General features: G+C 38.2%; 10 protein-coding genes. 9 read left to right on the forward strand and 1 reads right to left on the reverse strand.

From position 1 onward, the window contains the following. Nucleotides 1–169: 169 nt before the first annotated feature. From ileS to J1G40_RS01550, 4 genes are all read left to right on the forward strand, one after another. Nucleotides 170–3571 carry an isoleucine--tRNA ligase gene (gene ileS, locus J1G40_RS01535; protein ID WP_265240508.1) on the forward strand — a complete coding sequence of 1134 codons (3402 nt, stop codon included), beginning with the start codon at nucleotides 170–172 and terminating at the stop codon, nucleotides 3569–3571. A 4-nt stretch (nucleotides 3572–3575) separates the two neighbouring features. Then, nucleotides 3576–3959 (forward strand): TraR/DksA family transcriptional regulator, encoded by a 384-nt coding sequence (locus tag J1G40_RS01540; RefSeq protein ID WP_265240509.1) that lies wholly within the window; start codon nucleotides 3576–3578, stop codon nucleotides 3957–3959. A gap of 96 nt (nucleotides 3960–4055) precedes the next feature. After that, nucleotides 4056–4616 (forward strand): hypothetical protein, encoded by a 561-nt coding sequence (locus J1G40_RS01545; RefSeq protein WP_265240510.1) that lies wholly within the window; start codon nucleotides 4056–4058, stop codon nucleotides 4614–4616. Between the two features lie 80 nt (nucleotides 4617–4696). Continuing rightward, nucleotides 4697–5404, forward strand: coding sequence for a lipoprotein signal peptidase (locus J1G40_RS01550; protein ID WP_265240511.1), 708 nt, complete (start codon nucleotides 4697–4699; stop codon nucleotides 5402–5404). Here J1G40_RS01550 and J1G40_RS01555 read toward each other — a convergent pair. Next, nucleotides 5392–5952: a 5-formyltetrahydrofolate cyclo-ligase gene (locus tag J1G40_RS01555; protein WP_265240512.1), complete on the reverse strand. Its 561-nt coding sequence runs from the start codon at nucleotides 5950–5952 to the stop codon at nucleotides 5392–5394. The two genes, J1G40_RS01550 and J1G40_RS01555, sit on opposite strands and share 13 nt — an antisense overlap. Nucleotides 5953–6440: 488 nt before the next feature. Between J1G40_RS01555 and uvrC the strand changes: the two genes are divergently transcribed. From uvrC to J1G40_RS01580, 5 genes are all read left to right on the forward strand, one after another. Continuing rightward, on the forward strand, nucleotides 6441–8228 hold the full coding sequence (gene uvrC, locus J1G40_RS01560) for an excinuclease ABC subunit UvrC (RefSeq protein WP_265240513.1): 1788 nt from the start codon (nucleotides 6441–6443) through the stop codon (nucleotides 8226–8228). Between the two features lie 20 nt (nucleotides 8229–8248). Then, entirely contained in the window at nucleotides 8249–10513 is a 2265-nt protein-coding gene (locus tag J1G40_RS01565; RefSeq protein WP_265240514.1) for a patatin-like phospholipase family protein, read from the forward strand. A 217-nt stretch (nucleotides 10514–10730) separates the two neighbouring features. Next, a complete protein-coding gene (gene hppD, locus J1G40_RS01570; protein ID WP_265240515.1) occupies nucleotides 10731–11873 on the forward strand; it encodes a 4-hydroxyphenylpyruvate dioxygenase in 1143 nt (380 codons plus the stop codon). A 384-nt stretch (nucleotides 11874–12257) separates the two neighbouring features. Beyond that, a complete protein-coding gene (locus J1G40_RS01575) occupies nucleotides 12258–13094 on the forward strand; it encodes a DUF3108 domain-containing protein (RefSeq protein ID WP_265240516.1) in 837 nt (278 codons plus the stop codon). A 108-nt stretch (nucleotides 13095–13202) separates the two neighbouring features. Next, nucleotides 13203–14171, forward strand: a complete 969-nt coding sequence (locus tag J1G40_RS01580) for a tryptophan 2,3-dioxygenase family protein (protein ID WP_265240517.1) — start codon at nucleotides 13203–13205, stop codon at nucleotides 14169–14171. Nucleotide 14172 lies beyond the last annotated feature (1 nt).

Genomic DNA, 14172 nt, shown 5'->3' on the forward strand with positions numbered 1-14172 from the left:
TATCTATCCTAATATACGCGATGGAAGCCTTACTTAGATGCCCATATCTATGAGATGAGTTCTTTAAATAAAATTCAGAGAGAGCATTCTCTTTGCCAAAACAGGCATAATTTTACATCTAAATTCACTAATTTTGCGGACTTAATTTAGGGCAGTAAGTACTACGCTTATGAAGTTTGAAGAATATAAGGGCTTGGATTTACCTCAGGTGGCAGACAATATCCTGAAATTTTGGAAAGAAAACCAAATTTTCGAGAAAAGTGTCAGTAGCAGGGAAGGGGCGCAGGGTTTTGTATTTTATGAAGGTCCCCCTTCGGCCAATGGGCTACCTGGTATTCACCATGTGATGGCCAGAACCATTAAGGATATATTTCCCCGGTATAAAACAATGAAAGGCTTTCAGGTAAAACGAAAAGCCGGTTGGGATACTCACGGATTGCCTATAGAAATTGGTGTTGAAAAAGAACTTGGAATTAACAAGGGCGATATTGGCACCAAAATATCTATAGAAGAGTACAATGCGGCATGTAAAAAAGCCGTAATGAGATATACGGATGTCTGGAACAGTATGACCGAAAAAATTGGCTATTGGGTAGATATGGATGATCCCTATATCACCTATAAGTCCAAGTACATGGAATCTGTGTGGTGGTTGCTTAAAGAAATATATGACAAGGGCCTTATTTACAAAGGATATACCATACAGCCCTATTCTCCTAAAGCAGGAACCGGTCTTAGCTCGCATGAGCTCAACCAACCGGGGACCTATCAGAATGTTACTGATACTACTGCTGTAGCCCAATTTAAGGCGATTAATGAAACACTCCCGGCAGTCTTAAAAGAGATCTCAGGCCAGGTTTATTTTCTTGCCTGGACTACCACTCCATGGACCTTGCCTTCAAATACCGCACTTACAGTAGGAGCAAATATTGATTATGCGATAGTAAAGACTTTTAATCAATACACCTTTGAACCAATTAATGTGGTTTTGGCCAAAAGTCTTGTAGCAAAACAATTTACAGGAAAGTTTAAGGAGTCGGATGATGAAGAAGATTTTAAAACTTTCTCCCAGGAAAACAAGAATATTCCGTATAGCTTAGTGCATGAAATTAAGGGGAGAGACTTATTGGGAATTCGATACGAGCAGCTTCTGAATTATGCATTACCGTATGAAAATGCTGAAAATGCCTTCAGGATAATTGAGGGAGATTTTGTTACCACAGAAGACGGAACGGGGATAGTACACACGGCTCCAACTTTTGGTGCAGATGATATGATGGTGGCTAAAATGGCTAAACCCCAGGTGCCGCCCATGTTAGTGCTGGATGAGAATGACAATGCCGTTCCCCTTGTAGATCTGCAGGGTAGATTTCGCCCGGAAATGAAAGAATTGGCGGGGAAATATGTCAAAAACGAATATTATGATGATGGCAAAGCCCCGGAAAAGTCTGTTGATGTAGAGATCGCAATTAAGCTTAAGGAAGAGAACAAGGCATTTAAAGTAGAAAAATATGCCCATAGTTATCCTAATTGCTGGCGTACAGATAAACCAATTCTATATTATCCATTAGATTCCTGGTTTATAAAGGTTACTGATATCAAAGACCGAATGTTTGAATTAAATCAGACGATAAACTGGAAACCAAAAGCAACTGGTGACGGTAGGTTCGGTAATTGGCTGGCGAATGCCAATGATTGGAATTTATCAAGATCGCGATATTGGGGGATTCCATTACCCATTTGGAGGACAGAGGATGGCAGAGAAGAACTTATAATAGGATCAGTTGCCCAGCTTAAAGATGAAATTGACAAAGCCATTAAAGCAGGGCTTGTTGAGGAGGATATCTTTTCAGATTTTGTAATTGGCGATATGAGTGAGGCCAATTATGATAAAATAGATCTGCACAAAAATATTGTGGATCAGATTGTATTAGTATCTCCCTCAGGCAAACCGATGAAGCGAGAGTCCGATCTGATAGACGTATGGTTTGATAGTGGCTCAATGCCCTATGCACAATGGCACTATCCATTTGAAAATAATGACCTTGTAGATCAGGGGATAACTTTTCCGGCAGATTTTATTGCTGAGGGCGTAGACCAGACAAGAGGTTGGTTCTATACGCTCCATGCCATCGCAACCATGGTATTTGATAGCATAGCATACAGGAATGTGGTTTCTAACGGACTTGTTCTGGACAAGGATGGAAAGAAAATGTCTAAACGCCTTGGAAATGCCGCCGATCCTTTTGAAACCATGAACATGCACGGAGCAGATGCCACAAGGTGGTACATGATCTCGAATGCAAACCCATGGGATAATCTGAAGTTCGATATTGACGGTATTGTTGAGGTGAAACGAAAGTTCTTCGGTACCCTTTACAATACTTATTCGTTCTTTGCACTCTATGCTAACATAGATGAATTTGACTATAGTGAAGATGACATTGCTTTAGAAAAAAGACCGGAAATAGATCAGTGGATTTTGTCAGAATTACACAGCTTAATATCAAAAGTGGATGCAGCCTATGCGGAATATGAACCTACAAAGGCCACCCGTGCTATTTCAGAGTTTGTTCAGGAAAATTTAAGTAACTGGTATGTTAGATTATGCCGAAGGCGTTTCTGGAAAGGTGATTATCAGGAAGACAAAATTTCTGCATACCAAACTCTTTACACTTGTCTGGAAACCATTGCCAAGCTTTCTGCTCCTGTAGCTCCTTTTTTTATGGATCAATTGTACAGAGACCTTACGGCGACCACCAAAAGGGAGGGGTATGAAAGTGTTCACCTGGCTTTATTCCCCGAAGCTAATCCGGTTTATGTCAATACAAGTCTGGAAAGAAAAATGCAAAAGGCACAGGCTATATCATCACTTGTTTTGTCTATCCGTCAAAAGGAAAGAATAAAGGTGCGGCAGCCACTGCAGAAAATTATGATTCCTGTTCTGGATGAAGAACAACGCAGTGAAATTGAAGCGGTGGCGGAATTGATAAAATCTGAGGTCAATGTAAAGGAAATAACCTTACTGGACGATGCTTCAGGGATTTTAGTAAAGCAAATTAAGCCCAATTTTAAAGTTCTGGGACCCAGGTTTGGTAAAGAGATGAAGCTGATTTCCCAGGCTATAGCGAAGTTAGATCAGGAGGATATCCAGAAAATTGAACGAGAAGGCGAAATTTCACTTGACTTAGAGAATAAAATTATTATATTACAGTTAGAGGATGTAGAAATTACCTCACAAGATATTGAAGGTTGGTTGGTTGCCAGTTCCGGATCGCTTACTGTAGCACTGGATGTAACTATCAATGAAAACCTTAGGGAGGAAGGGATTGCCAGAGAATTGGTAAATAGAATTCAAAACCTTCGTAAGGAATCAGGATTTGAGGTAACAGATAAAATAGACATTAAAATACTGAAAGACGGTTTTGTAGAAAAAGCAGTTGCCAGTAATATTAATTATATAAAAACTGAGACTTTAACTGCCGATTTGCAGTTTGAAGAAACCTTGGAAAATGGCACCTCAGTAGCATTTGATGAAGTAAATACAAAATTGTTTATCCAAAAACACTAAAACTATGGGACAAGATTTAAAGATTAGATATTCAGATAAGGAGTTAGAAGGATTTAGAGCCCTTATCGAAGAAAAGATAGAAAAGGCTACAAGTCATCTCAATTTGCTTAAAAGCTCATATATGAATGACGGGAATAATGGCACTGATGATACCTCTCCAACTTTCAAAGCCTTTGAAGAAGGGTCAGAAACTATGAGTAAAGAGGCAAATACACAACTTGCAATTCGTCAGGAAAAATTTATTCGTGATTTAAAGAATGCTTTATTGAGAATAGAAAACAAGACCTATGGTATCTGCAGGGTTACCGGTAAGCTCATCAACAAAGAGCGTTTAAAACTGGTACCTCACGCAACGCTGAGTATTGAGGCAAAGAATATGCAAAAATAAAATTGAAACGCCCGAATAGGGCGTTTTTTTATAATGATAAGGCTGGTCTTTACAGTAATTTGCTTAATCACCTTTAGCGGACTACAGTCTCAAAAGATGATCAGAAAATCTTTGACTAACTCCAATGTAACCGCCTTTCAAATAGACACCCGCAATTGTTTCGATTTAGAATTGACAACATCAACAAATGATGAGCTGATAGTAGAAGCATTAATAGATGGGGAATATAGCGACGATTTAGTAGTAAAAATCAGAGAAGCCGGGAGCACTTATATGGTAAGTACCGGGTTTAGGCCAAATTTTGTTGTTCCTAATGATAAATTAAGTGCGCACAAAGTCATTTCTATTGCCTTAAAAGTTAGACTGCCAGAATTTAATAAGGTACATGTTACCGGAACCAACTGCAATGTGATGGCAAAGGGAACATTCTCCATATTGGAAGTAGCGCTAGACGATGGGAATTGCTCTTTAGACCAGGTGGGCTTAAAAGCAGTTGTTAAAACACAGAGCGGGAATATCAATGTCCTGGGAGAGGGAGGCAATGTGCTGGCCGAATCTAAATATGGAACAGTTGTTAAAAAGAACTTTCCGGAAGGTGCAAGTGTATATGATTTGCATTCCGTTAGGGGGGATATTCACCTGACCAATACCAATTAACTGTATTTCTGACACCTACGTCTTCTACATGCATCAGATTGGTTTATAATCCCTATTTTTGCGAATCAATTTTGGAATAGATGCGATTAAACAAGGCCCTGTTGCTGGTAGCTATAATTTTGATAGTAGATCAAATATCTAAGATCTATGTCAAAACGCACTTTATATTGGGCGAAGATGTCACGGTATTTAGCTGGTTCAAGATTTTGTTTATAGAGAATGAAGGTGCTGCCTGGGGAACTAAACTAAGCGATATTTTACCTGTTTCGGACTCTGCCGGAAAGTTAATTCTCACCATTTTCAGGCTCTTTGCTATTGTCGGGATCGGATATTGGCTTTATGATATTGTCCGAAAGATGGCATCTAAAACATTAATAATAGCCGTTGCCTTAATTTTTGCAGGTGCGCTTGGAAATATAATCGATTCTGTTTTTTACGGACTTGTGTTTGATGATAGTTATAATCAGGTGGCAAGTTTGTTTTCCGATGAGCCATATGGAAGCCTTTTTTATGGTAAGGTGGTAGACATGCTTTATTTTCCCATGATAGATACTACCTGGCCAGAATGGATGCCCTTTGTCGGTGGGAATAACTTTCGTTTTTTCGAGCCTGTTTTTAATGTAGCTGATACGGCGATCAGCACAGGGGTTGGCATATTATTGGTGTTCAATAAAAAGGCGTTTCCCAAAAAAGCTGAAGCAGAACAAGAAAATAATGCAGTGGCTGAGGAGGCTTTGCAATCTGAGACATCAACAACTTCACCTGGAGATCAGGATCAGAACTCGTAAATTTTCTTTGGAGTAACGCAGTAGTCCAAAGGAACATCTCCCGGATGGAGATCTGATATTTCTTCTACAGCTTCAAATAACGATAGTCCTATTTTAATAACATCTGGCGGGCACTCGTTAAGGAAATTATCATAAAAACCTTTTCCATACCCTACTCGGTTTCCTTTAAGATCAAATGCCATTAAAGGCACAAAAACAACTTCAATCATACTTGATGGCACAGGAATTCCTTCAACAGGTTCGGGAATGTCCCAGCGATTTTTTTTAAATACTGTACTATCTGTTAATAGGTAATTTGTCAATTTCGAAGGGCCGGTGATTTTGGGCACTACTACATTTTTATCCTTAGCTTGCAGAATAGTAAGGATACAGGAAGTGTCAATTTCCTTTTTTTCCGGGATCTGTAAAAACAAATGATAATACAGATACTCCCAAATAGGAAGCTGATTTACGTTTTCGGCAATAGCCAAACTCGCAACTTCTAGTTGTTCTTCTGAAAATTCTTTTCTCAGTAATGTAAAGTTTAATCGTAACTCTTTTTTAAACATAAAAGGCGATTAAACGAATTGTGTGGGGGGAGCTATTCGTCAAAATTATTCCTTCGCCGCAACGGCAAAATAAATCTTGAAAAAGAGCATCAATATCAGGTACATTCCTAATGTAATGAAATAATTGTCCATGTGAGTGCCTGCTTTTGACGTGCTAAATGTAAATAAAAAAATCGAGGGTACACCCATAAAATGCACTAATTCATCGATGAAATGCACTTTTTTATGCAATCATTAACATTTTTGTGCATTTTACCGACTATTTCCTTAAAGTGCTATTGTCTAAAAAATTGATAATCACCACTTTAAAAAAATAGTAGTTTTATTTATCAAAACCTCTTTGAAGGACAGAAGAGAAATGCCATGTATTTTATCGGATTTCTTTGAATTATAATGCTTCGTTAAATTGTTTGCGCTTTGAGTTTTTAAATAAGCAGTATTCTATCTTTGTGTATATACTATTCATTAAATTATCTTTATTGAATTAGATGCCAGAACTTCCGATAGAAATACAAATTACATCCTTACCAGAGACACCGGGAGTTTATCAATTCTATGATGTTGAAGGGAAAATCCTCTATGTTGGAAAAGCAAAGAACCTTAAGAAGAGGGTGGCCTCTTATTTTAATAAATCTCATGATTACGGCAAAACCAGAATACTTGTAAAGAAAATAAAAGAGGTTAGGCACATTGTAGTTCCGACAGAATCTGATGCCTTGCTATTAGAGAACAACCTCATTAAAAAGTATCAGCCCAGATACAATGTACTGCTTAAAGATGATAAATCTTATCCTTGGATTTGTATAAAGAATGAAAATTACCCAAGAATATTTCCTACGAGAAAACTCATAAAGGACGGCTCCGAATATTTTGGCCCTTATACCAGTATGAGAACGGTTAAGACACTTTTAGATCTTATCAGGGGAGTTTATTCCTTAAGGACATGCAACTACGATCTTTCAAGAGATAAAATTGAGGCAGGGAAGTATAAAGTTTGTCTGGAGTATCATTTAGGGAATTGCAAAGGACCTTGCGAAGACCTTCAAACATCTGAAGATTATCACCAACAAATAAACGATATTAGAGATATTGTAAAAGGGAATTTTAAATCTTCCCTGCATTATTTCAGAAAACAGATGAAATCTCTTGCTGCGGAAATGAAATTTGAAGAAGCGCAGCGCATTAAGGAAAAAATTGAAGTCCTGGAGAATTACCAGGTAAAGTCGACCATAGTTAACCCGAAGATCAGCAATGTAGATGTGTTCAGCATTATTTCGGATAGCGCCTATGCTTATATCAATTTTCTTCAACTCGCCCATGGTTCCATTATAAGGTCACATACCATGGAAATTAAAAAGAAATTAGACGAGCAGGATATGGACCTATTGCAATTGGCCATAGTTGAGATCAGGCAACGATTTAATTCACAATCCAGGGAAGTGTATGTTCCTTTCCCATTAAAGATTGCTTCGGGGATTAAAGTGACCGTGCCAAAATTAGGGGATAAGAAAAAGATATTGGATTTGTCCGAGCGCAATGCAAAATTCTTTAGGCAAGATCGTTTTAAGCAAATAAAAGTTACAGATCCGGACCGGCATACAAATAGAATAATGGCCCAGATGAAGATAGACCTGCGGCTGTCCGAAGAGCCCAGGCATATAGAGTGTTTTGATAACTCTAATATTCAAGGCAGTAACCCGGTAGCGGCATGTGTAGTCTTTAGAAATGGGAAAGCGGCAAAAAAAGAATACAGGCATTTTAATATTAAAACCGTCGATGGCCCGGATGATTTTGCTTCAATGGAAGAGGTGGTCCACAGAAGGTATAAGCGGCTAATCGATGAAAGTGAAACACTTCCGCAACTCATAGTTATAGATGGGGGTAAAGGGCAGCTGTCATCGGCCTTGAAAAGCCTTGAATTGCTGGGATTAAGGGGTAAGATTGCCATTATTGGAATTGCCAAGCGCCTTGAGGAGATTTATTTTCCCGATGATCCGATTCCGTTGTATTTAAATAAAAAATCCGAAACCCTTAAAATAATTCAGCAGCTGAGAAACGAAGCACACCGATTTGGAATTACCTTTCACAGGAACAAAAGAAGTAAAGCGGCAATTAATTCTGCCCTGGAGGAAATTGAAGGGATAGGAGAAAAAACGGCGCTCGAATTACTTAAGAACTTTAAATCCGTCAAAAGGATAAAAGAAGCTTCCTTGGAAGAATTATCTAATATTGTGGGATCGTCTAAAGCCAAGAAAATTTATATTAACTTTCACTGACGTCCCCTTATCTCAGACCTATGAATAAAAAGGTTTTCTTCATAATATTTTCTTTGTTCGCCCTGGTATCTTTTGCGCAGGAGGATAGAGCAAAGCAAAATCCAAAAGTTGGGTTGGTTCTAAGCGGTGGCGGCGCTAAAGGATTAGCGCATATTGGGGCTTTAAAAGTCATTGAAGAGGCCGGGGTAAAAATAGATTACATAGGGGGTACCAGTATGGGGGCAATTATTGGGGCACTTTACGCTTCCGGGTACTCTGCTTCCGCATTAGACTCTATTTTTAAGAGCACAGATCTAGCCAACCTAATTCAGGATAATCTACCCAGAAGTGCCAAAACATTTTATGAGAAGGAAGACTCGGAGAGATATGCCCTTACACTTCCCTTTAATGATTTTAAAATTTCGTTTCCGCCTGCAATTTCTGGAGGGCAGAATATTTATAATGAGTTGGTCAGGTTGCTTTATCATGTGAAAGACACCGAAGATTTTAACAAACTGCCAATTCCCTTTTTCTGCATAGCGACAGACGTTGAGAAAGGCACAGAAGTCTTATTAGACAGTGGTTATCTGCCGGAAGCCATACTTGCCAGTGGCACCTTTCCTTCATTGTTTGAACCTGCCGAAGTAGATGGGCAAATCCTAATTGATGGCGGGGTATTAAACAATTATCCGATAGAGGAAGTTCGCAATTTAGGAGCGGACTTCATAATTGGAGTAGATGTGCAACACGGACTTAGAGACCGGGAATCTCTCTTATCTGCTACTGAGATATTGCTGCAGATAAATAACTACAGAACCGTTGGGGATATGAAATTAAAATCCAGGCTTACCGACATTTACATAAAACCCGATATGGAGAATTACTCCGTTATTGATTTTGATCTGAAGCAAAAAATAATGGAAACAGGTGAAAACGCTGCCAGAGACCAAATTCAGGCACTTCAGGCATTGGCCCTGCGACAATCAATAAAACAGGAGCCGAAACCGCCTATTTTCCAAAAAGACACAATTATTGTAAACAGGTTGGTTATAAATGGGAATAATAATTATACAAGAGGATATGTAAAAGGAAAACTCAGATTTAACCTGGCCGAAAAGGTCACATTCAGGAAATTGCAGCAAGGTATAAGTAACCTGGCGGCAACAGGGAATTTTCAGACCATAAGATATGAATTGGTGTCTAATGGTTTGGGGGAAGATCTTATCATTAAGCTCAGAGAAAATCCTACTAAAACCTTTATTAGAATAGGGGCCCACTATGATGATCTGTATAAAAGTGCGGCCATGATTAATTTAACGAAAAAGTACGCTTTGGTTAGTGATGATGTTGCATCTCTCGACTTTATTCTTGGAGACAATGTTCGCTATAACTTTCAATATTATGTGGACAAGGGTTCTTATTGGAGTTTTGGGATTAATTCCAGATTTAATGATTTTACAGATGAAATCGGTTATGGCGTCATTCAATCTAATTTTGATGTACCTCAGGACGACAATATTAATAGTGTCAACCTGGACGTTTCAGATTTCACCAATCAGATATACCTGCAAACCGTACTCAATGAAGAATTTGCATTTAGCCTGGGGGTGGAGCATAAATTTTTAAAATACAGTACCACTACTTTAAATGAGGTTAATAACAATACTTCATTGAATATTAGTGCCCCGGGAGACATAAGGACCTTCTTTGAAAAAAGCAATTACTTCAGTACGTATGGCAAACTGATTTTAGACACATATAACGATAAATATTTTCCCTCTAAAGGATTGTACTTTAATGGAGATTTTCACCTGTATCTTTTATCTTCAGATTTTAATGATAACTTCAAAGAATTCTCCATCGCAAAAGCCAGAATGGGGATGGCATTTCCAATTGTTGGAAACCTTTCTTTAAATGTTGAAACAGAAGGGGGTTTTAAACTGGGAACTTCAAATGTCTCTTCGCTGGATTTTGTCCTTGGGGGTTATGGCAATAACCTGATCAACAACTTTGTCCCCTTCCTGGGGTACGATTTTCTGGCGCTTCCCGGAAATAGTTATGTAAAAGCCTATGCCAGATTGGACCTCGAGTTTGCCCCGAAAAATCATTTGTTATTTGCGGCGAACTACTCTAATGTGGAAGATGATCTTTTTAGAACCGGCGAGTGGTTTACTGCCCCGGATTATTCCGGTTACGGCCTTGGTTATGGATGGGAATCCTTTTTTGGGCCGGTACAAATTCTGTATTCCTGGTCTCCCGAAGTTACTCAAAGCAATATTTTTATCAGTGTGGGATATTGGTTTTGATCATTAGAGCCGACAGGATTGTAAAAAGCTTTAAAATGAGGGATTTGTAGATGATTTTTACGATATTTGTATTCTCTTATGATCACAGCTTTGACACATACAAGGATTGATATAACCGCCCATCTCAGGGCTATGTGGTAGGGTTATAAAACCCCGGATTAGGGTTATAATACCCGATTTTTACTTTTTTTAATTATCAATTCAAAATTTTAGAACAATGTCAGTATTAGATAAAACATCATTACAATTACCTAAAGAAAATATGGAAGCCGAAGATTTTCTTCCGCTATTAGGAACAGATCATGTAGAACTCTATGTGGGTAATGCCAAACAAGCGGCATATTACTACATGTCTGCCTGGGGATTTCAACCCTTGGCTTATGCCGGTCTGGAAACAGGTCTTAAAGACAAGGTTTCCTATGTGGTGCAACAAGATAAAATAAGATTGGTGCTTACCTCTCCCTTAAAATCTGGTGGTGAAATAAACAAACATATAGATGCTCACGGAGATGGAGTTAAAGCCATTGCACTTTGGGTAGATGATGCCGCAAAAAGCTACCTGGAAACAACTAAAAGAGGTGCAGAAAGCTATTTTGAGCCTAAAACACTATCAGATGAATCAGGAGAAGTAGTACTTTCTGGTATTCATACCTATGGTGAAACTGTACATGTTTTTGTGGAAAGAGGCAATTACAAGGGAGTGTTTATGCCTGGATATATAAAGTGGGATCCATTTTATCAGCCTACTGATGTTGGCCTTAAGTACATAGATCATATGGTGGGCAATGTAGGGTGGAATGAAATGAATAAATGGTGTAAGTTCTATGCAGAGGTAATGGGTTTTGCTCAACTGGTGTCATTTGATGATAAGGACATTTCCACAGAGTACACTGCCCTTATGAGTAAGGTAATGAGCAATGGGAATGGTCGTATAAAGTTTCCGATTAATGAACCGGCAGATGGTAGAAAAAAATCTCAAATTGAGGAGTATATAGAATTCTACAACGGGGCAGGGGTACAGCATATGGCTCTGGCAACAGACAATATAATTGAGACTGTTACCTCTTTACGTAACAGGGGCATAGAGTTTCTTACTGTACCTGTCAGCTATTATGAAGATGTTTTAGACAGGGTGGGCGAGATAGATGAAGATCTTGAGCCATTAAGAGATTTGGGAATATTGATCGACAGGGATGATGAAGGGTACTTGTTGCAGATATTTACCAAGCCAATTCTAGACAGGCCAACGATGTTTATTGAGATAATTCAACGTAAAGGAGCCAAGTCTTTTGGGAAAGGAAATTTCAAGGCTTTATTCGAAGCAATTGAACGGGAACAACAATCACGGGGGACGCTTTAAGCTACATTTTCTTAAGGATTTGTAAAATTTAATGCATTATGCATAAAGTATTGTTAAGAGCTGCGTTAAAGAACGTTAAAACAGTTTAATCAGTGATTCACTTGCAGTAAATTTGAGTCACATAAGGGGTGGTTCCCTTATTACTTTAAGTATTGGTTTTTCATAATTTAAAGTTTGGTTGGTTATTTAGGAAAAGCCCTGACATCTTGTCGGGGCTTTTTTTGATCTTGGCCAGTTATGAGAAAATAAAGGTTGGTCGGGTACTGATGCAACTTTGTCGATCAACTGATCAATACACAATACTTTGGAATAAAATTTGTTTAAGTAATTGTAAACAATGAATTTTTTACATCGAATTAAAAATTTGATATTAATTTTATAACCATGAAAGGCGTTACTAAATACCTTGTTATTCTTTTCTGTTTCTCTTTAATGGGCCAAACTACCATTGGCGGTTATGATGAGGATAGGTTTGCTACAGCCAATCCGGAAAAAGGTAAAAAAGAATCTGCTTTTAAGCCAGGGGAATGGTTGAAGTTCAGAATTCATTACGGGTGGATCAATGCCAGCTTTGCCACATTGCAGCTTAAGAATAGTAAGGTAGATGATAAAATGGTTTACCATGTAGTAGGTAAAGGCAGAACAACTGGAATTGCCCGTGCTTTTTTTAAGGTTGATGACCGATATGAAAGTTATTTTGACAAAGAGGATTACAAACCCTATAAATTTGTGCGAAAGATTGATGAAGGAGGTTATACCAAAGATATTGAAATCAACTTCGACTATGACAGGGACGAGGCAGTCCTAAACGATAAGAAGAATAAGAAAAAGTACAATTTTACCATTAGGGACAGTATTCAGGACCTTATATCTGCTTTTTACTATGTACGTGATAATTATGAATTTGAGGATTTAATACTTAACGAGTCCATAAAGCTTAATATGCTTTATGACGATGATGGTATCTTTCAGTTTAAGCTAAAATATTTGGGCAAGGATATTCTTAAAACCAAATTTGGGAAAGTAGAATGCCTAAAATTCAGACCATATGTTCAATCTGGCAGGGTTTTTAAAGAACAGGAAAGTTTAACATTATGGGTCTCCAATGATTTAAATAAGATACCAATAAGGATTAAGGCCGATATTGCTGTTGGTTCTATTAAGGCAGATTTAGACGGGTATAACAGCCTTAAACACCAGTTTAAAATTATAATGGACTAATCCACCACGAGGGCCTAATTCGGGCAAAACGCTTCAATTGCATTAATACTTCCAATTATTTTGATATTATCTGGTTACGTGTGACCTTTGTAAGACAACTAAGATCATATGAAAGACAAAGAGCGCATTGCTTCACAGATTTCCAAACTTGAAGAAAAATACAAGGACTCAGGACAGGATTTAAGCTCTTATTTGGACGGACTTCTTTATCAACGTTATCTTACTTATTGGGATTATATTCATCTGGATACCTTGTTGAGCATCCAGGTGCCCAGGACGCATTTCCCTGATGAGGAAATCTTTATTATGTATCATCAGATCACAGAACTCTATTTTAAGCTGATTCTGCACGAACAAAAGCAGATTGTTGATGATAAATCCCAAAACCTGGAATTTCTTACCGAGAAGGTAAACAGAATCAATAGCTACTATAAGGCGCTTATTTCATCTTTTAGCATAATGATTAGAGGGATGGAGAGAGAGCAATTCTTACAATATCGTATGGCCTTATTACCTGCCAGTGGATTTCAATCTGCCCAATACAGAATGATAGAAATCTATGCAACCCCAATGGAGCACCTGGTACACCATACAGAAAGGCATTTATTCTCCAGTAAAAATACCATTGAAGAGCTTTATGAACATATATATTGGAAGAAAGGGGCAACAGATCGGGCTACCGGGGAAAAGACCCTGACCCTCAAACAATTTGAATACCGCTACACCCCAAGATTTATTAGAATAGCAAAACAGCTTAAAGACCAGACTATTTACCACAAATACCTTGGGCTTCCTGAGAAAAGCAGACATAATAAAGCTTTTATAGAAGCGTTAAAGATGATGGACATCAATGCGAACGTAAATTGGCCTTTAATGCACATGGGTTCTGCCCATCGCTATTTAAATAAAGAAAATGCGGCTATAGAAGCTACTGGGGGCACCAATTGGAAAGATTATTTACCCCCGAGTTTTCAGAAAGTTGTATTTTATCCGGATTTACATTCAAAAGAAGAGTTAAATAATTGGGGGAAACAATGGGTAGACCATATCTTTAACCCCGAGAAAATTAATAATTAAT

Source organism: Muriicola sp. Z0-33 (assembly GCF_026126425.1).
In the GTDB taxonomy this organism is placed as follows: domain Bacteria; phylum Bacteroidota; class Bacteroidia; order Flavobacteriales; family Flavobacteriaceae; genus JAFMPW01.

Bases quoted from the DNA above. Each gene is read 5' to 3' on its own strand.
- ileS (WP_265240508.1), top strand. From the start codon at position 170: ATGAAGTTTGAAGAATATAAGGGCTTGGATTTACCTCAGGTGGCAGAC.
- J1G40_RS01540 (WP_265240509.1), top strand. From the start codon at position 3,576: ATGGGACAAGATTTAAAGATTAGATATTCAGATAAGGAGTTAGAAGGA.
- J1G40_RS01545 (WP_265240510.1), top strand. From the start codon at position 4,056: ATGATCAGAAAATCTTTGACTAACTCCAATGTAACCGCCTTTCAAATA.
- J1G40_RS01550 (WP_265240511.1), top strand. From the start codon at position 4,697: ATGCGATTAAACAAGGCCCTGTTGCTGGTAGCTATAATTTTGATAGTA.
- J1G40_RS01555 (WP_265240512.1), bottom strand. From the start codon at position 5,952: ATGTTTAAAAAAGAGTTACGATTAAACTTTACATTACTGAGAAAAGAA.
- uvrC (WP_265240513.1), top strand. From the start codon at position 6,441: ATGCCAGAACTTCCGATAGAAATACAAATTACATCCTTACCAGAGACA.
- J1G40_RS01565 (WP_265240514.1), top strand. From the start codon at position 8,249: ATGAATAAAAAGGTTTTCTTCATAATATTTTCTTTGTTCGCCCTGGTA.
- hppD (WP_265240515.1), top strand. From the start codon at position 10,731: ATGTCAGTATTAGATAAAACATCATTACAATTACCTAAAGAAAATATG.
- J1G40_RS01575 (WP_265240516.1), top strand. From the start codon at position 12,258: ATGAAAGGCGTTACTAAATACCTTGTTATTCTTTTCTGTTTCTCTTTA.
- J1G40_RS01580 (WP_265240517.1), top strand. From the start codon at position 13,203: ATGAAAGACAAAGAGCGCATTGCTTCACAGATTTCCAAACTTGAAGAA.